The sequence below is a fragment of the Chitinophaga terrae (ex Kim and Jung 2007) genome (genome assembly GCF_900107795.1).
GTDB classification, from domain to species: Bacteria; Bacteroidota; Bacteroidia; order Chitinophagales; family Chitinophagaceae; genus Chitinophaga; species Chitinophaga terrae.
Genome location: NZ_FNRL01000003.1, coordinates 82,784 through 104,572, shown reverse-complemented (window position 1 = coordinate 104,572; position 21,789 = coordinate 82,784). Strand labels below are relative to the sequence as shown.

Sequence of the window (21,789 nt, the reverse complement as noted above, 5' to 3'; positions counted from 1 at the left end):
AATTAGGTTGGTTGAATAATTTTTACAGCTTATGCTGCTGGTTGATAACCGGGCATAGAAATACTATTCTGCATAGCGCAGTTATTTTTTGTTAAATAAAAATTTATTACTCCTTTAATTTATTTGGTTGATCTTATACTTATTTGAATCTATCTTTTCTATGGTTACTGGTAATGATTTTGACAATACTTTAAAGAACAGGTCGATATTCTCTATTGGTACTATGCCTGTAAATGTTTGCAGTCCTATTTTTTCATCTTCCAGTTCTATCTCTATCCCCAGGTTTTCCTGGATCTGTTTTACTACTTCCGCTATCGGCGTATCGGCGAACACCAGTTTTCGCTGCTGCCAGGCTGTATAGGCTTCAGGGTTTACTTTTTCGTTACGCAATAACCGCGTGGTAACAGAATAAGTGACCATGTCGCCAGGTTTCATGACTATGAGGGTATCCGGCTGTTGTTTCAATGCCAGTTTTACTTCCCCGCTGTTCAGCACAACCTGGGTTTTTACTCTCCTGGTGTTTACGTTGAATTCAGTTCCTGTAACCTGTACATCCACATCCGGCGTATGAACGATAAAACGCTGGTTGTTCTGCAGGTGTTTTACGGTAAAAAATGCTTCCCCGTCCAGCCAGATCTCCCTGGGTTTATTTCGTTTCCAGCCTGTGGCGTACCGGATGCTGGAGTTGCCATTCAACAAGACTTCAGAACTATCGGGCAGCCAGATGGTCTTTAATTCTCCCATTGCCGTTACCTGCTTTACCTCTTCCCTGGAAAACATGAACCATGCAGCTCCATAAAGAATGGCAATAATGGCCAGTACTGCGGCGTAAGGGATCCATTTCCGGCTTCCGCGCCGGCTGATAATCGGCGGCAGATGGAAGAGCCCTGACTTATTATGCTTTTCCGTTGTTTCAATGGTCCGGAGTATCCGGCTCCATGTTTCTTCCGTATCGTTGACCGATGGTTTATAGGTTGCCGTTTTCATTACCTTCAGCCAGTTTGCCGCCTGTTCCACTGTTTCCCTTTTATCGGGATTGTTGCGCAGCCATTCCTCCCAGAAGGCCGTCGCAGCAGCGTCCTGTTGCCATACCCAACGTTGGAATGAAGGTTCCTGTATGAAATCAGCAATCGTATATTCTCTGAAACTCATGAGCGATACTTATGGTATAAAGACGAAGTTTGATCAGATCTTAGCGTCTTTTATCAAAAATTTTTAAATTTTTTTCCGGTTGGTTGAATGAAGCCCCTAGCTGCATGGCAGGATCAGTATCCAGATCAGCGAAACCAGCTTATCGCTGTGCTTTTTCAGGAACCTCAGGGCCTGCGACAGCAATACGTAGGTAGCGTTTACGCTCAACGACATCAATGCAGCCGCTTCTTTTGTATCAAGGCCCTGGAAATAGCGCAGGTGCAAGACCTCCCGTTGCCTGCGTGGCAACTGGTTGATAACACGAATCAGTTTCTGCTGTTGCTCCTGCTCCTGTTCGTCCCCGATAATGATCTGTTCGGGAGAGTAGCTGAAGTCAGCGTCTTCCATGGCTTTCTCATAGAGATGAGGAACATAGAGCGGTTTCAGGCTGCGCAGGATGTTGCGTTTAAGACTGGCCAGCAAATAGAACCTTACAGAGTCAGTTACGGATAAACGTTGCCTGCTTAACCAAAGCGTAACAAAAAGATCGTGAATACAATCTTTCACCAGGGTTTCGTCTTGGTGTATCTTCATTCCATAATTAAACAAAGCAGGAAAATGCTGCGTGTAAATGAAAGACAACGCCTCTTTATCGCCTTCCATCAGCTTGATCCATAACTCCTTGTCATTAAGGTCGGCGTACAATTCAGTTAGATTTAAATTTTGTGCAGTTCAATTCTTTATCTTTATATTCAAATTGTCTTAAAGATATAAATACTAACGTTAGTATGCAAGTGCGGCAATTTCAGCCAACCGGTAAATATCTTAGACAGGTTATTATTTTTCAGACTTTTAACATGATTGCGTACAATCTTTGGATCGATAATTTAAATAATTGAGAATGCAGATCAAAACAATGGCGGAATATGCCGCAAACGGAGAAACACCTGAAATTTTGTTCTGGGTTGGTTGCGCCGGCAGCTTTGACCAGCGTGCACAGAAGATCACCCGCGCATTTGCGGCGATCCTGGACAAAGTAGGTGTGCAGTTTGCCATATTGGGAAAGGAAGAAAGTTGTACAGGCGACCCGGCCCGCAGAGCCGGGAACGAATTCATATTCCAGATGATGGCGCAGAACAACATCCAGCTCCTGAACATGTATAATGTGAAGAAGATTGTTACCGCCTGTCCTCATTGTTTCAATACGCTGAAAAACGAATACCCGGCGCTGGGAGGCAATTATGAAGTGATCCATCATACCAGTTTCCTGCAATCGCTGATCGACGAAGGAAAGATCAAAATGAAAGAAGGAGGCGCTTTTAAAGGTAAAAAAATCACTTACCACGACTCCTGCTACCTGGGCAGAGGTAATAATATATATGAAGCGCCCAGGAAAGTGCTGGAAGTTTTGGATGCAGAACTTGTGGAGATGAAGCGTTGCCGCAGCAAAGGCCTTTGTTGCGGAGCTGGTGGCGCGCAGATGTTTAAGGAAGAAGAAAAAGGAAATGTGCGGGTGAACGTGGAAAGGGGCCGGGAGGCCGTAAGCACCGGGGCGTCTGTTATTGCCGCCAACTGTCCTTTTTGTATGACCATGCTGACTGATGGCGTTAAAGAAGCCGGTAAGGAAGAAGAAGTAAAAGTGATGGATATTGCCGAGTTGATCGCGCAAAATATATAAACAAAAATTATTATAGTTGGTAAACCAGTTTCACCAATCTATAAATGCTTAGTTTTGCAGTATGAATACAAGTAATTTATTCCCTGCCGGCTTTTCGCCGGATTCAAGGGTCTGGATATATCAGAGTAACCGTCCATTCAACGAACGTGAAGTAATAGAGATCAATGAACAGCTGTACCAGTTCACAGCCCAATGGAATGCACATGGCGACCCGGTAAAAGGATGGGGCGGCGTTGTGTACAACCAGGTGATCATATTAATAGCAGACGAAACCCAGACCGCGGTGAGCGGATGCAGCACCGACAGTTCCGTTCGTATTATTAAAAGTATTGAACGCCAGTATGAAGTGAACCTGTTCGACAGGTTATTGCTGGGTTTTATTGTAAATGATAAAGTGCAACTCCTGCCTATGGCCCAGGTTGCCTATGCTTTAGAGAAAGGTTACATTAACGAGAACACCCTCTACCTGAACAATACTGTGCTGACGAAGCAAGACCTGGACACCAAATGGCTGATCCCGCTGAAAGACAGTTGGATGGCTAAAAAGCTGGGCTTGCAGGTTTAATCCTGCTAAAGTTTCTGCCATAATGGCATTTTTACATTTTTATTCCTATTTTTGCCTTCCTAAATTTTTGTCAGGATGCTAGATCTGGATTCTAAAGTGCATGATGAAAGTCGCCAGGGAGAGGCATATGCTCCCGTTGCGGCCAGCACCCAAACATATAATAAGAGATTCTACATTGAAAGCTACGGTTGTGCGATGAATTTCAATGATAGTGAAATAGTAGCTTCTATTTTAGGAGAGGAAGGTTATGGACCTACCCGGAATGTGGAAGAAGCGAATTTGATCCTCGTTAATACCTGTTCTATACGCGAAAAAGCGGAACAAACAGTTCGCAACCGGCTTACAGAGTTTAAAAGATATAAACAGCGTACACCTGGTATGCTGGTAGGCGTTTTAGGCTGTATGGCCGAACGCCTGAAAGGCAAACTGCTGGAAGAAGAGAAACTGGTAGATATTGTTGTGGGACCGGACGCTTACCGCAGCCTGCCTTCCCTGATAGCGGAAGCAGAAGGCGGTCAGAAGTCTGTGAACGTATTACTGAGCCGTGAAGAGACCTATGGCGATATCAGTCCTGTAAGGTTGGATAACAACGGCGTTACCTCGTTCGTGTCTATCATGCGCGGGTGCAACAATATGTGTACGTTCTGCGTGGTGCCGTTTACCAGGGGCCGCGAACGCAGCAGGGACGCACATTCCATTGTCAGGGAAGCAACCGACCTGTTTAATAACGGCTACAGGGAAGTGACCTTGCTGGGCCAGAACGTGGATTCCTACTACTGGATCAGCGACGATGGCAGTGAAACAGTGACCTTTGCCAACCTCCTGGAAATGGTGGCGCAGATCAATCCCTTGCTGAGAGTACGTTTCAGTACCTCCCATCCGAAAGATATTACAGACGACGTACTTTTTACCATGAAAAAGTATGAAAACGTCTGCAACTATATTCACCTGCCGTTGCAGAGCGGTAATACCCGTATCCTGCAGTTGATGAACCGCACCTATACCAGGGAGTGGTATATCAAAAAAGTGGACAGGATCCGCGAAATCCTGCCCGACTGCGGTATTTCTACAGATGTTATCGCCGGTTTCTGCACAGAAACGGAAGAAGAACACCAGGATACCCTCAGTTTAATGGATTATGTAAAATACGACCTGGCTTATATGTACTTCTACTCCGAGCGCCCGGGCACCCTGGCCGCCAGGAGATACCGGGATGATGTTCCGGAAGAAGTGAAGAAAAGAAGGCTGGCCGAAATCGTGGAATTGCACCGCCGTCATTCTGCCGAAAATATGGAGAAGGAAGTCGGCAAAACATTCAAAGTGCTGGTGGAAGGTCCTTCTAAAAGATCGGCTGATCAGCTCTTCGGACGTAACGATCAAAACAAGGCAATCATCTTCCCTAAAGAAAATTATAAGAAAGGGGATTATGTAATGGTAAAAGTGGAAAGCTGCACTTCCGGTACCCTTATCGGGAAAGCAGTGGGTTAATACTTTTAAAACTAAGGTATATGGACATACAGGCTATAAAAAACAGGTTTGGCATTATTGGTAATAGTCCTGCTCTGAACTATGCATTACAGGTGGCTGTGCAGGTTGCAAACACAGACCTTACTGTATTGATCAATGGGGAAAGCGGGGTTGGTAAAGAAGTGTTTTCACAGATCATTCATGCACTGAGCGCAAGGAAGCACAATCCTTTTATAGCAGTAAACTGTGGCGCCATACCTGAAGGAACGATAGACTCTGAATTGTTCGGGCACGAAAAAGGATCCTTTACCGGCGCGGTAGACAGCAGGAAAGGTTACTTCGAAACAGTGAACGGCGGTACTATCTTCCTGGACGAGATCGGGGAAATGCCAATGGGTACCCAGGCGCGTTTATTACGCGTACTGGAAACCGGCGAATATATCAGGGTGGGTTCTTCCAAAGTACAGAAAACAGATGTAAGAGTGGTAGCAGCCACCAACAGAGACCTGCTGGAACGCACCCAACAGGGCAAGTTCAGGGAAGACCTCTACTACCGCCTGAACACCGTACCTATCAGGGTACCCGCGCTGCGCGACAGGAAAGAAGATATTCCTTTGCTGTTCAGGAAATTCTCTGTCGACTTTTCAGAAAAATATAAAACCCCTTCCATTCAACTGGATGAAGAAGCCAGGAATATCCTCGTGAATTATCCATGGAGAGGTAACATCCGCGAGTTGAAGAACATTGCAGAGCAGATCTCCGTACTGGCGACAGACAAACTGATCACAGCGGCAGATCTGAGACGCTTCCTGCCTGAACAGCCGGAAGTGAACAGGCTGCCTGTTCTTGCACCGCAAACACAGCAACAGGGCGGCGATTTTGCCAGCGAAAGGGATATTCTCTATAAACTGTTCTTCGATATGAAAAAGGATGTAACAGAAGTGAAGAAAATGTTCTTCGACATCCTGCAAAATCCTAACATCGCACATTCAGCGGATTTTCATCCCGACAACCATGTATTGCACAGTTACAGCGCTCCTGCAGATGTAGCCGTTCCATCGCCGGGTTTAAGCCCCGCTCAGCCTATCATCCTGGCAGATAATAAGATCGACCATCATGAAGAAGTGGAAGAAACATTATCTATTGCCGATAAAGAGAAAGAGCTGATCGTGAAAGCGCTGAAAAAACACAAAGGCAAAAGAAAAGATGCGGCGCTGGACCTGGGTATTTCTGAAAGAACCCTGTACCGCAAACTAAAAGAATATAACATCGCCGAATAAACGAATTGTAATGATCCGATACATAAAAATTTTTGTCGTTTTCGCGGTCCTGGGACTGATGTCAGGTTGCTCTGTTCACTATTCCGCTACCGGAGCCAGTATTGAGCCGGAAGCCAAAACAGTGAACGTTCGTTTTATCGAGAACAGGGCGCCTATCAATAACCCGACCCTGAGCCAGAAAATGACCCAGAAACTGCGTGACAAGATCACGTCGCAAACCCGCCTGACGCTGGTGCCTGAAACCGAAGGGAAAGCCGACTACGAATTCAGGGCAACCATTACAGGCTACTCTTTCAGCAACGCCGCGGTAACCGATGTTGATAAACCAACACAATCGAGGTTAACTGTTACCGTTAACGTAACCTTCATTAAAAGGATTGGTGATAAAAAGGGTTTTACCCAGTCTTTCAGCCGTTCTGCCGAATTTGATGCCAGGAGAACAGCCAACAGCGTAGAGAACCAATTGCTGGACGATCCGCTTATCCCGGGGATCACAGACGATATATTCAACAGGGCTTTTGCTAACTGGTAATTCATTCATTTTTTACTACATTAGCAATCTATGATGGCAAACCGGATTATAGCACATGTGTTTCTGCAAGCTTCCCTCCATCAAGTAGATCAGTCCCTGATGGAAAAAGTGCTCCAGGAGCATCCTTACTTTTCGGCCGCCCGCATTTTGCTGGCGCGTAAAGTGTATCAGCAAACTGGCGATCTTCAAAACAGCGCCATCAAGAAAGCTCTGGTATATACCAGTCACCCCCACTACGGCTATCACCTGATCATGGAAGACCCGGTTCTTATTGAAGTAGAAGACCGGATTGCCCCGGCGATCCCGGAAGATGGTTTGCCGGGAGACAATTTTTCAGAAGAAAGTAATAATAATATCATCATACAGGAAGAAGTTGACGCGCCAACAGCACCGGAAACGCTTCCTGTCTTCCCTGAGGCGTCGCCGGTCCGCGAACTGCTGCCTGAAGAGGAACTCCCGGAAGCAGAAGATCGCGTTCTTCAGTCGCTGCCGGTAGACAACCTACCAGGAGAAACAACCGAAGAAGCAATCCAGCCGCCGGAAGAATTGCCGCAGGCGGAAGATCATGTTCTTCCTTCGCTGCCGGTAGACAACCTGCCAGGAGAAACAACCGAAGAAGCAATCCAGCCGCCGGAAGAATTGCCACAGGCGGAAGACCATATTCTTCCTTCCCTGCCGGAAGATAACCTGCCAGGAGAAACAACCGAAGAAGCAATCCAGCCGCCGGAAGAAGAGAATAACTTTAACGAAGCAGCAGCACAAACCGCTGCCGCAGATTACGAGAGCATAAACAGAACCTTTGAAGATAAGATCGGCATTACGGTGAAACCGCCTGCCGAAGCGTTGCCGGTTTTCCTTGCCTCCGGCTGGGAAACAAATATCAGCGAACCGGCTGTTACTGCAACAACACAGGAACCGCTGCACGACCAGCAAACAGGTACGGTATTGCAGGAACAGGAAGAAGAAGAAACTATCACCAGCCAACCAGTTGCTGAAAGCAGGGAAGAGACAGGCCTGGAGCTGGAGTCCTCTACCCCGCTTGACGCCTCACTGGAAAATGAATATAAAGAAAACGAAGCATTGGATACAGAAGTAGAAGAAGAAGGAATAAAAGCCGTCGCCGAGCCGGAAGACAACGCCGCTAACAAGGGCGGCATCAGGATCTTCCCTTTAAATATGCCCCAGACAGAGGAAACAGAGCTGATATTCCAGCCGCTGTATACAGACGACTATTTCGCGTATAAGCGGTTAAAGCATCCTGAAGAGGCAGATGAACTGAATGCACAGGGAGCTGCGGAAATGAGAAGTTTTACCTCCTGGCTGCGCCGGATGAAAGAGGATTTCGTGGCTAAAGGCAGCAAAGACTGGTATCAGCAGCAGCTGAACAAGATATATGATGAGGATGAAAAGCCTGAAATTTCAGAGACGGTAGAAAAAATGGCAGTGAACTCGCTGACCTTTAACACCGATATTGTTTCGGAAACATTGGCAGAAATATGGGCTAAACAAAAGCAATATGACAATGCCATTAAGATATATCAAAAATTAAGTTTGCTTAATCCCGACAAAAACGCTTATTTTGCGCAAAAGATATTAGAATTAAAGACACTAACAGACAAAAATAAATAATAATCTATGTTGATAATTTTCGGTATTCTGATCATATTAGCCTGTGTGTTGTTAGGCTTTTTTGTGCTGATCCAGAACCCTAAAGGCGGCGGATTATCCGGCAGCTTTGGCGGTGTTGGCAATCAGGTGATTGGAGTACGTCAGACTACAGACGTGTTGGAAAAAGGTACCTGGATCCTGGCAGCGATCATCGCTGTACTGTGCCTTACCTCTTCTTTTTTCATTGGTAAAGGCGGCAGTACCCAGACCCTCGCTCCTTCCGCTGTTGAAAAAGCGGCAGCAGGTCAGCCGGTTACTCCTCAACAAGCGCCAGCTCAATTGCCTGGTTCTGTACCTCAGGGTCAGCCAGCTCCGGCTCCAGCGCCAAACGGTAAATAATATTAACTTTTTATATTTACTTTAAAACCTCGCCGATAACGCGAGGTTTTTTTAATGGAACAGTTTTCCATATTGAAAAACCTTATTAAATGCCGCTTTAAGCTGTAACTTCTTTATATGGCAAAGAAAAAAAGTAAAAAAGCTAATTCCAATAACGCGTGGATCAAAAGAGTGATCGTGATCGCCTGCTGCCTCGTAGCCGGCGTTATCGTGTATTTCTCCTACCGGATCTTCGGCCCCAACACCAAAGCCTTCGGAGATAATAAATACTTCTATATCCGCACCAACAGCACCTATAACGACGTACTGGAAGGACTGGAAGAACAAGGGATCATCCGCAGCCGCTCCAGCTTCGAATGGGTAGCCAAACGCATGGACTACCCTGCCCATGTTAAAGCAGGCAAGTATAAGATCAATAGTGGAATGAGCAGCTTTGATATTGCCAAATTACTGCGCAGCGGCAGGCAGTCGCCCGTCAACCTGGTGATCACCAAGCTTCGTACAAAAAACGACTTTATCAGGAAAATTGCCGCCAACCTGGAAGCAGATTCCAATGTGCTGCGCTCCCTCATGCAGGACCCCGTATACCTGCGCCAGTTCGGACTGGATACTAACACCGTGATGTGCGCCGTACTTCCTAACACCTACGAATACTACTGGAATACTTCTGCCGAAGCGGCCTTCAAGAAAATCGAAAAAGCCAGGGAAGCCTTCTGGACAGACGAACGCAAAGCCAAAGCTGCACACCTGGGCCTGTCGATCAACGAAGTGACCATACTCGGTTCTATCGTAGAAGAAGAGAGTAACAAAAACGACGAAAAGCCCCTGATAGCCAGCGTATACCTGAACCGCTACAGGAAAGGAATGCGGCTGCAGGCAGATCCTACTGTGAAATTTGCCTTGCAGGATTTCGGGCTGAAAAGGATCAGGGAAAACCATACGCTCTTTGATTCGCCCTACAATACCTACCGGTATGCCGGCTTGCCTCCCGGACCTATCTGCACCCCTTCAGAAAAAACACTGAATGCCGTATTAAACACACCTGAAACAGATTACCTGTATTTTTGCGCTAAAGCCGATTTTTCAGGCTACCACGCTTTTGCAGCCACCTACGCAGAGCACCTGGAAAACGCAAGGAAATACCAGGCAGAATTAAATAAACGAGGATATTGATCAGCTAAAATATTATTTTCAGTTGGCCGTTCGCCTAAATTAAAATAGCACATTGGCATTTAAACCTGAGAACATCATCTTCCGGTCCAAACCCTACCGCAAACTGGTAGAAAGAACTAAAACTCTCTTCCTTCCGGGATTCGAGGGCCTGCCGTTGTATGATGTGCTCAAACACTTTGGCCAGGCAATTAAAAACCGCGGATTAGGCGACAGGGCAAGGGCTATCTCCTTTAACTTCCTGCTGGCCATTCCTCCTTTCTTCATTTTCCTGTTCACACTTGTTCCCTATGTACCTGTAAAGAATATTGAACCAACATTATACGACCTGGCGCAGGATCTTACACCTAACTATAACACCTATATGATAGTGAGGGGAATGATCCACGACTTCCTCTATACTCACCGTAATGGTTTGCTTTCTATCGCTTTTGTGATGGGATATTTTTATTCTTCCAACGGCGTAATGGGTATACTCCGTTCATTCTCGAAGAACCAGGGAGCCGGTTTCAGGAAGCGGAAATGGTGGCAGAACAGGCTGATTGCTTTACAGTTAACCGCTATCCTGGTATTGTTGCTGTTGGTTACAGTAGCGTTGATCATTGCACAGGGAGCCACTTTAACCTGGTTGTTCAACCTCGTTGGTATTAAAAGCGAATGGCTCAGGAATGTAGTGGATATTGCCAGGTGGGTATTGATCGTGATGTTGTTCTATTCTGTGAACGCAGTACTGTACAGGATAGGCGCCGCCACTACCCGCAGGTGGAAATTCGTGACCGCCGGCGCCGCTGTAGCCACCATAGGAATGATATTGGTTACGTTAGGCTTCTCCTGGTTTGTGAACAACTTTGGTAACTACAACAAGATCTACGGCTCCATCGGAACCATCCTGGTATTGATGTTATGGATATTCTTCAATTCTCTTTTATTGCTGGTAGGGTTTGAAATAAATGCAAGCATCAGAGCGTTAAAAGATCGGGAACAAGAAGATGCCCGGCCTGATGATCTGCTGACTATATCAGAATCAATGAAATAGTTCCTCCTGTTTAGAATAGTTGACGAAAACTTTTATTTTAAAAAAAATTCTTATATCTTACTAGATCAATTGCTGGCCCAAAAACTAATTTTACTGTCGCATTTTGGGAATCAGGACCTTAAAATTATCTGTTATGATAAAGGCCTTTTATTTATCCTGCTGTACGCTATTTTTATCCGCTGCCACCCCTAATCCGGAAATTGCGCTGGAGATCGGGGCGCCCATACCTAAAGCCGAACTTACCTGGCAGGATATCTCCGGAAAAGAAATCTCTTTAAACGCTGCCAAAGGAAAAAACGGTCTGCTGGTGATCTTTGCAGGCAATCATTGCCCGTATATGCACCGCAACCAGGACAGGATCAAACAGATCAGCCAGGTGGCGTCAAAGAACGGTATCGGCGTGATCATGATCAACTCCAATGAAGCTACCCGCAACGAAGGCGAATCCTTGGCCGCCATGAAAGAATACGCTGCCACTATGCAATACCACGGCTACTACATTGTAGATAAAAACTCCGCCCTGGCCGACGCATTTGATGCCAACCACACACCTGAATGCTTCCTCTTCGATAAAACCGGCAAACTGGTGTACAAAGGCGCGATCGACGATAGCCCGGGAAACGCAGAAACAGTGAAAGTCCGCCTCCTGCAAAACGCTATCAACGAAACCCTCGCCGGAAAAGCGGTGAACGTTGCTACCTCCAACAGCCTTGGGTGTAACATCCGCCGGCGTTTGTAGTTTCACGCAAAGGCGCTAAGATTTTTGGATCGTAGCGAATTTTAAGACCGCAAAGAAGGGGAGATTGTGTTGTGGTTTCCCGCAAAGCTGCAAAGAAGCAAAGAAGCATAAGAATTTTTTATCAGAGCGATTTTTTAAGAAAGCAAAGAGAAGAGAGATTATATTATATTATATACACTCCCTTTTTTCTTTGCTTTTTTCTTTGCTTTCTTATTCCCCTTAAAACAATATCTTATGCTTCTTTGCTTCTTTGCAGCTTTGCAGGAAACCACAACACAATCTCCCCTTCTTTGCGGTCTTAAAATTCGCTTCGATCCAAAAATCTTAGCGCCTTTGCGTGAAACATTACTGACCAACGAGGAAGACAGCGTTGCTGAAGAGCAGTTTGCCGTTTTCCCAGAAGCTTCTGAATAACGGGTTATCTGCCAGTATCACCACGCTTCCGTTGCCTAGCTCCTTCACGCCGAACAACATGCCGTCTTTCAGCTGGTCGCGGATATTGGCCCCTATAAAGCCGCTCAGGTAGTTGTCTTTCTTTAAGATACCAACGTTCCAGCCGCCTGAGGAAATGAAATCATAAAGGTGAGTACTTTGTTTTAACGTGTAGTAAGTATCTGAATAACCAAAGGCCAAAGGATGAGTATTATCCATCTGTACTTTGAAGATAGCGCCTGGTATATATTCTTTTACTTCTTCCCTTTCGCGGTTCGCATAAGGTTTGATGACGTCGTAAACTTTGCTGGCAACCTTATTATCTTTTTTATTCTTCTCTTCTTTTCCTTCTTTACCTTCTTTTTCGTCTTCAGGGTTTTTCTTTTCTTTAAAACCCCATTCGCCGGAGGCCAGCTGTACAGCTGCATCTTCAATGGCGATGAGTTTCCCGCCTTTCCTTACCCAGTCTTTCAGTTTTTCGCTGCCTGCTTTATCGTCCAGGAAATCATAGTTGCCATCTGCGAGGATCAATACATCGGTATTATCCCAGTTGATAGCGCCATAATTTCGTGTATTCACTAACGTTAATGGGTAATCCAGCTGCTGCTCGAAGAAGTGCCAGATCTCTCCCACCCCCAGTGAAGAGACGCCTTCACCGGCCAATAATACCACGTTTGGCTTCTTGATAAATCTTACTTTATCAGAGCCAAAGTCGGTGCCTTTGTCAACAAATCCGCTTGGTACCGCATCCAATGCAATATTGAACTGGTTGCCCAGGCTGGTGATCAGCTGGTCGAAGCCTGCGCCTTTTTTACTGTTTCCTGAACGGGTAACGATCAGTGTGCCGGCAGGGAAATCTTTTCCGCCGACTGTAAACGGCGTTTCTGTGAAACGCACTTTAACATCCTGTTGCAGTAACGCGGAGAGGAATTTTACGTCTCTGACGCTGTTCCATTTCGCCAGGTAAGCATATGGCTGGGTGGCCGAAAGCGGGGTATTATTTTTAAATGTTGGCGCATCTGCAGCCGGCGTAAGCGCTTGCTTTACGGCATAAGATGTTAAACCATAAGCATATGGCATTGCCCAGGCGGTAATATCATAAGTTACAGAGTCTGTGAGCCTGGAGGTAGGCTCAAATAATACGCGCAGCATATTCGAATGCGCCTGGTATGCGTTGATCACGATGTCTTCTTTCTCTACCTGGAAGTTCTCTGTTTTACCGGTGAAATAGTTAAACCCGTTTGCACTGTTCACGTTGGCGCCGTAACCAAATGAAATCTGGTTCCTTTTAAGCAGGTTAGCCAGCGCGGCTAATTTCTCTGTGTTGCCATTCGCTTTGATCACATACGAGCGGTAAATTCCCGCTGGTTCTTTCTTTGCTTTCTCAAAATAACGGGTATACTCGTTAATGATGCGTGCTGCCTGCTGAGAAGCTATTTCTATGGTTGAAATACCTGTGGTATAGTGGTGAGCGATGCGATCTGTAAGGGTAAGGGTATCGCCGTCCTTTTTCAGCACCGCTACTCCTCCTCTGCCTCCGCCTCCCTGTTCGTAGGTCATTCCCAAAGCGCCATTGTACATAGGATAGGTATCGCCATAACTTGGATAAAACAGGTCGAAGCGTTCTTTCGTAAAGTACAACCAGCCTTGCTGATCGAAATACTTCGCGTTATTTTTGCCTATCATTATTTGCAGTTCTCTCTGCCATGGCGTAACTGCGTCGTGGTACGGTTCGGCCGCCGGTGCAAAATAGTAAGGCGCCTCGATTTCCTGTTCGTGGAAATCGACATGTACCTGTGGCATCCATTGGTTATATCGTGCAACGCGTTGCTGGGATTCCTTTTGCGTTTGCCAGGCCCAGTCGCGGTTCAGGTCAAAGTAATAGTGGTTGGCCCTTCCGCCTGGCCATGGTTCGTTATGCTCACGGGAATAGCGGTAAACATTTGGTTTCAGGGTACGGGTAGTGTTGTAGAAGTTGACATACCTTTCCCTTCCATCCGGGTTCAGGCAGGGATCAAGTATCACCACCGTATTTTTCAGCCACTGCTGCGTTTGGGCATTACTGTTATTCACCAGTTCGTACAGCGTTTTCATGGCTGCTTCGGTAGATACGGCTTCGTTACCGTGTACATTATAGCTTAACCAAACGATCACCGGTTGACCGGCGCCGGGATTTCCGCCGGCGTCAGACATCTCAACACTGTGTTTGCGGATCTCTTCCAGCCTCGCGAAGTTATCTGGTGATGCCACGGTTGCAGTGATCAGCGGACGGCCTTCGTAAGTTGTGCCGTATTGTTCGATCTTAACATTCTTTACTGCAGCTGCAACCTGTTTAAAATATTCGACAACCCTGTAATGTGGCGTAAACTGTGTTCCCAGCGGGTAACCCAGGAACTGGTCAGGAGTTGGCGCCTGGGCAGATAGGTTTAGGAAGCCCAGCAAAGCAATCACCAATGAAAAATATTTGCGCATAAAAAGCGGGTCTGATTATATGCTGTAAGATAGGAATTGTTTCGTTAATTGGGGATTTCTATGATTTTAATTTAATTTCGATGCAAACACAATAGACATGCGTTTCCTGTTGACTATAGGCGTAGTTATATGTACCGCGTATACAACCTATGCCCAAAGAACTATAGATCCATACCATTATTCCATAGAGAAGAACATCCGGGTAGCCAAAGGCGCTGTTGTATCGGCACATCCCCTGGCATCGGAGGTTGGAGCCATGATACTGGAACAGGGAGGCAATGCGGTAGATGCAGCCATTGCTACCCAACTTGCCCTGGCCGTAGTATACCCCGGCGCCGGCAATATAGGAGGCGGAGGTTTCCTGGTTGGGCACCTGAAGAACGGAAAAAACATCGCGATCGACTACCGTGAAAAAGCTCCTGCAAAAGCGAGCCGGAATATGTACCTGGATTCGGCAGGCAATGCTATTACCCAGCTGAGTTTAGACGGACACCTGGCGGCAGGCGTTCCCGGCACCGTTGCCGGGCTCTTTGCATCCATGAAATACGCCCGTTTACCTTTTAAGAAATTAATTGCACCGGCCATTGAACTGGCTGCCAAAGGTTATGTTATCACCGCCGCGGAAGCCCGCGACCTGAATGAAGCCAAAGAACAGTTCATTCGCCTCAATACCGCTCCTACCGCCTTTGTACGCGAAGAACCATGGAAGGCAGGCGATACCCTTTTCCAGCCGGAACTGGCCCATACCCTGGCCCTCATCCGCGATAAAGGCGCGGCAGGTTTCTACCAAGGAGAAACAGCGGCAAATATTGTAGCAGAAATGAAAAGAGGGAACGGCATCATCACCCTGGCCGATCTGAAAAACTACCAGGCAAAAGAACGACAGGCAGTTGCATTTCCTTATAAAAAATATACCATTGTAACCATGCCCCTGCCATCCAGCGGCGGGATCTGTTTACAACAGCTGATGGGAATGGTGGAAAACTACCCAATTGCCAAATGGGGCTTCCATTCGCCGGAAGCTGTACAACTGATGATAGAGGCAGAAAGAAGAGCGTATGCCGACAGGGCCAACTTCCTGGGCGACCCGGATTTTGTGAAGGTACCTGTAAAGCGCCTCACAGACAAGAAATACCTGGCCAGCCGCATGCAGGACTTTGTACCCGGTAAAGCAGGAAGCAGCGAGATCACCAAGGCCGGCGTATTTCCGGAAAGCGAAGAAACCACTCACCTGAGCATCATAGATGCTGAAGGAAATGCAATAGCAGTTACCACTACCTTAAACGGACATTACGGCAGCCGAACCGTGGTTGGCGGATCAGGCTTCCTGCTGAATAATGAAATGGATGATTTCAGCGTAAAACCAGGCGTACCTAACATGTACGGACTGGTAGGCAACGAAGCCAATGCTATTGCCCCCCACAAACGCATGCTAAGCTCCATGACGCCAACCCTGGTACTGGAAAAGAACCAGGTGTTGTATTCGCTGGGTACGCCGGGCGGCTCCACTATCATCACTTCCGTGTTTCAAACGTTAATGAATACACTGGAATTTGGATTAACGGCAGAAGAAGCTATCAATAAACCTAAATTTCATCACCAATGGCTACCCGACCAGGTAATGGTGGAAAATGATTTCCCGGAAAGCACCATCCGGGCGTTGGAACAGATGGGATATAAAATAACGAAACGGGGCGCCATCGGACGTTCGGAGATCATCAAACGCGATCCGAAAACCAAACAGCTGGAAGCATCCGGCGACCATAGAGGAGACGACAGCGCCGCAGGTTATTAATTTTTAAAACTCAAGGATATGACTATCGGTCAGATTTACCTGAAAAGCGTAGTGCAACGGCTGGATACTCACCGTTTGCTGGGCACTACTACCCTGTTAAGATTGAATACAGAACAATTGAACTGGGAACCGCAAGGATCGCCTAACAGCATCGCTATCATTGTTCAGCATATGCATGGCAACATGTTATCAAGATGGACAGACTTCCTCACTTCCGATGGTGAAAAACCAGGCAGGGAGCGGGATAAAGAGTTTGTGGCGCAAGCGCCTACCGCTGAACAGGTAATGGCAAAATGGAACGAAGGATGGGAATGCATGTTGCAGGCCATTACTGCCTTAACGCCCGACGACCTGGATAAAACAGTGTATATACGCAGCGAGCCGCATAGCGTTATAGATGCCATTAACAGGCAACTGGCCCATATTCCTTACCATGTAGGACAAATTGTATACATAGGTAAAATGATACTGGGCGAAAACTGGGAAAGCCTTTCTATCCCGAAAGGCGGATCCGCACAGTTCAACCAAACAAAAATGGGAAATAAATAATTCATGAATCTACGTATTGCTTTAACCGTTATTTCGCTGGCCGGGCTCTTGGTTGCCTGCAAAAGCAAAAAGACCAACGAATTGCTGATGAATAAAAAATGGAGGGTCTACGACGTGCAGATACCACCTGAATCTCCTATCAGCAATACGCAGTACATCCAGGCGGAAGACCTGAAAAGGACTTACTACAAAGACGCCTACTACCAGTTCCTGGACAACAACGTGTTTGTGGCAACTATAGCAGGAAAAGCCGATACGGGCAAATACTATATCCTGAGCAATGGCGCCATGCTCTCGGTTACTGCAAAGAACGGCGATCGCCGGGTAGAAAACCTCGTAACCATTACGAAATTAACAGAAGATAATTTCGATATGAAAGTTACCTCTACCGATTTCCAGTTCATTCTCTGCACCAAAAGGGAAAAGTAACATGCAGTATACAGATCACACTCCGGGACGGACGGTGAGAACAGGCGATAAAGAATGCCTGTTCTTTTCAGGCTTTTCCTACCTGGGTCTGCATCAGCATACTGGCTTTCAAACACTGATCAGGGAAGGAATAGAAAAATATGGATTGATCTTTCCGTCCAGCAGGGTAGCCAACCTGCGTCTGAATATTTATGAAGAACTGGAAACAGCTATAGCAGCGTTACTGCAACAGGAATCGGCTGCTGTCTTTTCCTCAGGCTATTTATCCAGCCAGGCAGCGGCACAGTTTGCAGCACAAACCAGGCAGGTAATTTACGCGCCCGACACGCATCCTTCCTTGTGGGTCAACAATCCTGTTCTTCCTCAAACTTCCAGGGATGAATGGGTAGCAGCCACTATAAAGCTGATCAATTCGCAACCCCACGATACTTTCGCCATCATTACCGATACTGTTCATCCCATACAAGGCGTCATACACAGTTTCAAATGGTTGCAGGAACTGGAACGCAGGGTATTGGTAGTAGCCGATGATTCGCATGGCATTGGCGTATTGGGCCCTTTAGGCCAGGGCGGTATTCATTTCCTGCCCCGATCTCCCTTCCTCACTTACCTGCTAACCGCCTCGCTGGCAAAGGCTTTCAGTACAGAAGGCGGGGTAGTAAGCGGTCCTGCCTCCATCATTGAAGCGCTGAAGAAATCGCCTGTCTTTTCCGCCAGCACCTCCCTGCCCCCGGCCAACGCCCACGCATGGCTGAACGCCAAAGACCTGTTTGCGGCGCAACGCATGCAACTGCAACAGAATATCGCATTCCTGATACATTTACTCAGCGACTGCGGTATTCATAATCCATTTGCGCTGCCCATCTTCGTACTTCCACCCATCAACGACCTGGCCGCCTCGCTGCTGGAGAAGAACATCGTTATATCCAGCTTCCCTTATCCCCTCCCTTCCAGCCAGCCAGTGAACAGGGCTGTGGTATCCGCATTACATTCCCAGGAAGATATTTCCGTCCTGGCAGGGTCTCTTGCGAGGGTTTCACGCGAAGTTTCACGCAAAGGGGCATAAGGTGCATAAGAGGCATAAGATATTTTGATCGGAGCGAATTTTAAGAAAGCAAAGGAGTTGATGATAATGTTATATAACACAATCGTCAACCCCTTTGCTTTCTTATTTTCCTTAAAAAAATATCTTATGCCTCTTATGCACCTTATGCCCCTTTGCGTGAAACTTCGCGTGAGAACTACTTCGAGATGCGGGTTGTTTTAGGCAGCCTGATCTCTACGAGGTAGGTGCCGGCCTTCATGAGGCGGAACGCGAACAGTGGGTTCACGCTTCCGATCTTCGTAGTAAGCGATTTATCTACGGTCGCGAAGGTAGACGGTATACGATAATAGATCAGGTAGTTGAAGTTGGTACCACCGGAAGAATATTTCGCGATCGGGAATGGCGCGATCTCAAAATTACAGATCATGGAAGTATCTGTGTATTCTACCGGGTGGAAACGGGAGTAGCTTTCAAAAGTAGGCCTGTCGCCCCGTTTGATGATCTCCCCGTTTTTCGGGTTGAATGGTTTGCCGTCCTTGTCTGTGATTTTCAGGATCACGGTGGCGCCGCTTTCCTTGATCCTGGATATTTTCATTTCCATAGCTCCCATACCGATAGTGGGTGATCCGTCGTCGGGGAAGAAGTTGCAACCGGTAGTGGTTTCAGATACCAGTGGCGGATCGGCTGTTGTTAAGGTGGCGATATTCTTATACTCTTTGGTGCCTGCAACGTTGGTTACCCTGATATCATATTCATAGGTAACGCCTAAAGGCAAACTGTCGGTAGCGCCGTTGAAGATCCATTGACCGCTGGCCAGGAAGGTGAAGGGCTTCATATTCTTCAGCTCCCTCTTTTTGTTTACCTGCTCGATAGTGGTATCTTTTGCCGGGTCAATAGCGGCGGTATATACGTATACAGGATATTCTTTAAAGAATTCGTCTGCGTGTTTCTTCGTGTCGGCTCTTCTTACATCCAGCAATTCGAAGGTAATGGGGCGGGTAGATCCGTCGGGCAAAATGGCTTCGGTTTTCTGAAACGCCAATCCGCGTTGAATGGTGATAGGAGCATCCGGCACATAAAGCCCGTCGCTTAAAAAGCCTTCATCCAGTTTTTTACAGGCGGTGAAAAACAGGCCGGTAACCACTGCAGCTCCCAATATTTTTTTCCAGTTATAGTGTGATAACATAGTTGATCGTTTTTAATGATTACTTCCAATAAAAAGTATGTGCGTTGCTAAGCACATGCAATACCCCGTTCTTCGTGAGAATACCCGTTGTCTGCAACACATATTCCTTGTCTTTGTCGGTATCCGGGAAATCTGACGGCAACGGAGACGGATCAACGCCGTTAATGATCTTGGACATATACATCAGCGGAACACCGGCAGAAATAACATCATCCTGTGCATAGATGATCTTGAAACCGAATTGTTCATTCACTTTACTTTTGAACACGGTAGTTTCGGTCGACAGGCCCGCTCTCTGGATACCGGCGTCAAAGAGGTAGGTCATGAGACTGTCTCTCAGCTCCGGAACTTTCAGGCTATCGATAGTGTATTTGATGTTCTCGTTGTTGGTTTGCTTCTGCAACTCGGTAGTGCGCGTATTCAGAAAGCGTTTGATGCTGTAATCGGTCGGCGCAACAAAAGTACCCTGGCCGTTCACCATTTCCTTCAACCCTGCTTTATCGATCAGCAATATCAGCGTATCGAACAGCGGGTTGGCTTTCAGGTAATCGTAAGTGCTCAGGTCTGTATGCGCATTGGTTGGACTGCCGCCCAGGTAATGTTCCTTCCTGCAGGAAGCCAGTAACACAATGGCCAATAGGCCCATCCAACCAGTATGTATGAAGAATTTTTTAAACTGCATAGTAGTAGTGTTTGTTTTACTTGATGTCTATCGTACTTTTCCTAACCAGAATTTATTCTGTGTCAGCACATTGTTGCTGGTGAACAATGCGCGGGCCACAGGCCATTTCCAGCCTTCTGCATCATAACGATCCTGCGGGAAGGTCAGGAAACCGTTCAGGTCGGGGTTTGTAAGAAATCCTGTACGCACGAGGTCATACCATCTTTGTCCTTCTGCATATAACTCCCTTGTTCTTTCCAGCAAAACTTCTTCCTGCAATACCTTTTTATCTCCATAATCTTCTGCCAGTAAAGTAGAAGCATTGGCGCGCGCTCTTACAAAGTTGAGGTCTTTCAGTGCGGCGCCGGTATTACCAAGATCGGCATAGGCTTCAGCGCGTAGCAGCAGCAGGTCGGCATATCGCATGATGATCATATTGGCATCCACAGAGCCTTCGGCCGATTGCTGGTTGCGTACGATGTTCTCGCCATTCAGCCCGGCAAACTTGCAGATGGTCACATCAAACTGGTTGCTGGCATCCAGGCTGGAGAAGAAGTATTTCAAACGCAGGTCTTCTTCTTCATAAATAGAATTGATAAGATCCTGGTTCGGTGCATCCAGTTTGCTTTCCTTATCCAGGTACGGGCGTTTCAGGGTGCTGTAATAGAAACCCATACCGATCTGCTGTTCGGAGTATTGCGCCTGCATGTTGATCTCGAACACGCCTTCCGCAGATTTGCCATGAAACACTTTGTGATAATCGGTGGCCGGCAGCAGGATGTATTTGCCGCTCTGCTCTACTGCATCAATAGCAGCAATGGCATTGGTGAGATCGGCAGTGTTAGCTCCTTTGTTCAGGAAATTCCTCCACATATAAGCATGTGCCAGCAGGCCATAGGCAGCGCCTTTCGTTGCCCTCACCGCTTTGTCGTTAACGCTGGCCAGGTCCCACGGCAGCAGCGTAACAGCTGCTTTCAGGTCGTTGATCACGCTGTCGAGCACGATCTTTTCACTGACGCGGGGAATGTTTTGTGCGTGTGCAGGATCAGGATCATAAGACATGATCAATGGCACATCTCCCCATAATCTCACCATATAGAAATAAGCGAAAGCTCTCAGGAAATGCGCTTCTCCCAGGTACCTGTTCCTTGTTGGCGCAGGAGCGGAAGTGAACTGCCCGTCAGGGATCTGCGGGATGAAATGCAGCATGATATTCGCCTGGGTGATCACCTTGTAATAAGGCGTCCAGTCCTGGTATTTCTCCAGGTACGACCCGATGAAATCCGCAGAATTAAATCCATCTCCCCCCTTTACCAACGATGCTACATCATATTGGTCATAATCCTGGAATTCGAAAGCCGCCAGCGATCCGTAGGCAAAGTGCGACATATTCTGGTTGTACTCCGTGTTGGATGTCAACGCTTTTCTTACCAGGGCATAAGCGCCTGCCGCTCCCTGTTCAGCATCCTGCTGGTTCTTCCAGAACACCTCTGCATAAGCGGAGTTGATAGGCGCCTGATCCAGCAATTTCTTACATGCGGTAAATGGTATGAACATTAACCCAATTGCCGCCACTAGTATATTTTTAGACAAAGTCATATCAGCTTCTTTAAAA

20 protein-coding genes are annotated in these 21,789 nt (G+C 47.0%); 14 read left to right on the top strand and 6 right to left on the bottom strand.

The genetic code is table 11. From position 1 onward, the window contains the following. Positions 1–114 precede the first annotated feature (114 nt). The gene (locus BLV62_RS04370; protein ID WP_089759084.1) at positions 115–1,152 is read right to left on the bottom strand and encodes a FecR family protein; all 1,038 of its coding nucleotides are present in this window, start codon (positions 1,150–1,152) and stop codon (positions 115–117) included. A gap of 96 nt (positions 1,153–1,248) precedes the next feature. Continuing rightward, entirely contained in the window at positions 1,249–1,836 is a 588-nt protein-coding gene (locus BLV62_RS04365; protein WP_089759082.1) for an RNA polymerase sigma factor, read from the bottom strand. Positions 1,837–2,032: 196 nt separating this feature from the next. Here BLV62_RS04365 and BLV62_RS04360 point away from each other — a divergent pair, with 196 nt between their 5' ends. The 10 genes from BLV62_RS04360 (at position 2,033) to BLV62_RS04315 (ending at position 11,605) form a co-directional block, all read left to right on the top strand. Then, the gene (locus BLV62_RS04360) at positions 2,033–2,809 is read left to right on the top strand and encodes a (Fe-S)-binding protein (RefSeq protein ID WP_089759080.1); all 777 of its coding nucleotides are present in this window, start codon (positions 2,033–2,035) and stop codon (positions 2,807–2,809) included. A 61-nt stretch (positions 2,810–2,870) separates the two neighbouring features. After that, positions 2,871–3,374: a hypothetical protein gene (locus BLV62_RS04355; RefSeq protein ID WP_089759078.1), complete on the top strand. Its 504-nt coding sequence runs from the start codon at positions 2,871–2,873 to the stop codon at positions 3,372–3,374. Between the two features lie 75 nt (positions 3,375–3,449). Then, entirely contained in the window at positions 3,450–4,862 is a 1,413-nt protein-coding gene (miaB, locus tag BLV62_RS04350) for a tRNA (N6-isopentenyl adenosine(37)-C2)-methylthiotransferase MiaB (protein ID WP_089759076.1), read from the top strand. Between the two features lie 20 nt (positions 4,863–4,882). Further along, positions 4,883–6,121, top strand: a complete 1,239-nt coding sequence (locus tag BLV62_RS04345; RefSeq protein ID WP_089759074.1) for a sigma-54 interaction domain-containing protein — start codon at positions 4,883–4,885, stop codon at positions 6,119–6,121. A 10-nt stretch (positions 6,122–6,131) separates the two neighbouring features. Beyond that, on the top strand, positions 6,132–6,653 hold the full coding sequence (locus BLV62_RS04340; protein WP_089759072.1) for an LptE family protein: 522 nt from the start codon (positions 6,132–6,134) through the stop codon (positions 6,651–6,653). Positions 6,654–6,752: 99 nt separating this feature from the next. Continuing rightward, complete coding sequence (locus tag BLV62_RS04335; RefSeq protein ID WP_139169928.1) at positions 6,753–8,282, top strand: hypothetical protein; 1,530 nt, start codon at positions 6,753–6,755, stop codon at positions 8,280–8,282. A 6-nt stretch (positions 8,283–8,288) separates the two neighbouring features. Further along, positions 8,289–8,660: a preprotein translocase subunit SecG gene (gene secG / locus BLV62_RS04330; protein ID WP_089759069.1), complete on the top strand. Its 372-nt coding sequence runs from the start codon at positions 8,289–8,291 to the stop codon at positions 8,658–8,660. A 117-nt stretch (positions 8,661–8,777) separates the two neighbouring features. Continuing rightward, positions 8,778–9,833 carry an endolytic transglycosylase MltG gene (gene mltG, locus BLV62_RS04325; protein WP_089759067.1) on the top strand — a complete coding sequence of 352 codons (1,056 nt, stop codon included), beginning with the start codon at positions 8,778–8,780 and terminating at the stop codon, positions 9,831–9,833. A 52-nt stretch (positions 9,834–9,885) separates the two neighbouring features. Beyond that, on the top strand, positions 9,886–10,866 hold the full coding sequence (locus BLV62_RS04320; RefSeq protein ID WP_089759063.1) for a YihY/virulence factor BrkB family protein: 981 nt from the start codon (positions 9,886–9,888) through the stop codon (positions 10,864–10,866). A gap of 133 nt (positions 10,867–10,999) precedes the next feature. Further along, the gene (locus tag BLV62_RS04315) at positions 11,000–11,605 is read left to right on the top strand and encodes a redoxin family protein (protein WP_089759061.1); all 606 of its coding nucleotides are present in this window, start codon (positions 11,000–11,002) and stop codon (positions 11,603–11,605) included. A gap of 345 nt (positions 11,606–11,950) precedes the next feature. Here the strand turns inward: BLV62_RS04315 and BLV62_RS04310 are convergent, their stop codons facing one another. Beyond that, positions 11,951–14,509, bottom strand: coding sequence for a M14 family metallopeptidase (locus tag BLV62_RS04310; protein WP_089759059.1), 2,559 nt, complete (start codon positions 14,507–14,509; stop codon positions 11,951–11,953). Positions 14,510–14,606: 97 nt separating this feature from the next. Between BLV62_RS04310 and ggt the strand changes: the two genes are divergently transcribed. The 4 genes from ggt to BLV62_RS04290 are packed head-to-tail and all read left to right on the top strand — an operon-like array spanning position 14,607 to position 18,348. Then, positions 14,607–16,304, top strand: a complete 1,698-nt coding sequence (ggt, locus tag BLV62_RS04305; RefSeq protein ID WP_089759057.1) for a gamma-glutamyltransferase — start codon at positions 14,607–14,609, stop codon at positions 16,302–16,304. An 18-nt stretch (positions 16,305–16,322) separates the two neighbouring features. Beyond that, positions 16,323–16,853, top strand: a complete 531-nt coding sequence (locus tag BLV62_RS04300; protein WP_089759055.1) for a DUF1572 family protein — start codon at positions 16,323–16,325, stop codon at positions 16,851–16,853. A gap of 3 nt (positions 16,854–16,856) precedes the next feature. Then, positions 16,857–17,282, top strand: a complete 426-nt coding sequence (locus BLV62_RS04295) for a hypothetical protein (protein ID WP_139169926.1) — start codon at positions 16,857–16,859, stop codon at positions 17,280–17,282. A gap of 1 nt (position 17,283) precedes the next feature. Further along, a complete protein-coding gene (locus BLV62_RS04290) occupies positions 17,284–18,348 on the top strand; it encodes an aminotransferase class I/II-fold pyridoxal phosphate-dependent enzyme (protein WP_089759050.1) in 1,065 nt (354 codons plus the stop codon). Between the two features lie 175 nt (positions 18,349–18,523). On the opposite strand, the gene BLV62_RS04285 is transcribed toward BLV62_RS04290, so the two are convergent. From BLV62_RS04285 to BLV62_RS04275, 3 genes are read right to left on the bottom strand one after another with little or no spacing between them, the layout of a single operon-like run. Next, positions 18,524–19,513 (bottom strand): DUF5007 domain-containing protein, encoded by a 990-nt coding sequence (locus BLV62_RS04285; protein ID WP_089759048.1) that lies wholly within the window; start codon positions 19,511–19,513, stop codon positions 18,524–18,526. 19 nt (positions 19,514–19,532) lie between these two features. Further along, on the bottom strand, positions 19,533–20,195 hold the full coding sequence (locus tag BLV62_RS04280) for a hypothetical protein (RefSeq protein WP_089759047.1): 663 nt from the start codon (positions 20,193–20,195) through the stop codon (positions 19,533–19,535). A 27-nt stretch (positions 20,196–20,222) separates the two neighbouring features. Continuing rightward, positions 20,223–21,773, bottom strand: a complete 1,551-nt coding sequence (locus BLV62_RS04275) for a RagB/SusD family nutrient uptake outer membrane protein (protein WP_089759045.1) — start codon at positions 21,771–21,773, stop codon at positions 20,223–20,225. Positions 21,774–21,789 lie beyond the last annotated feature (16 nt).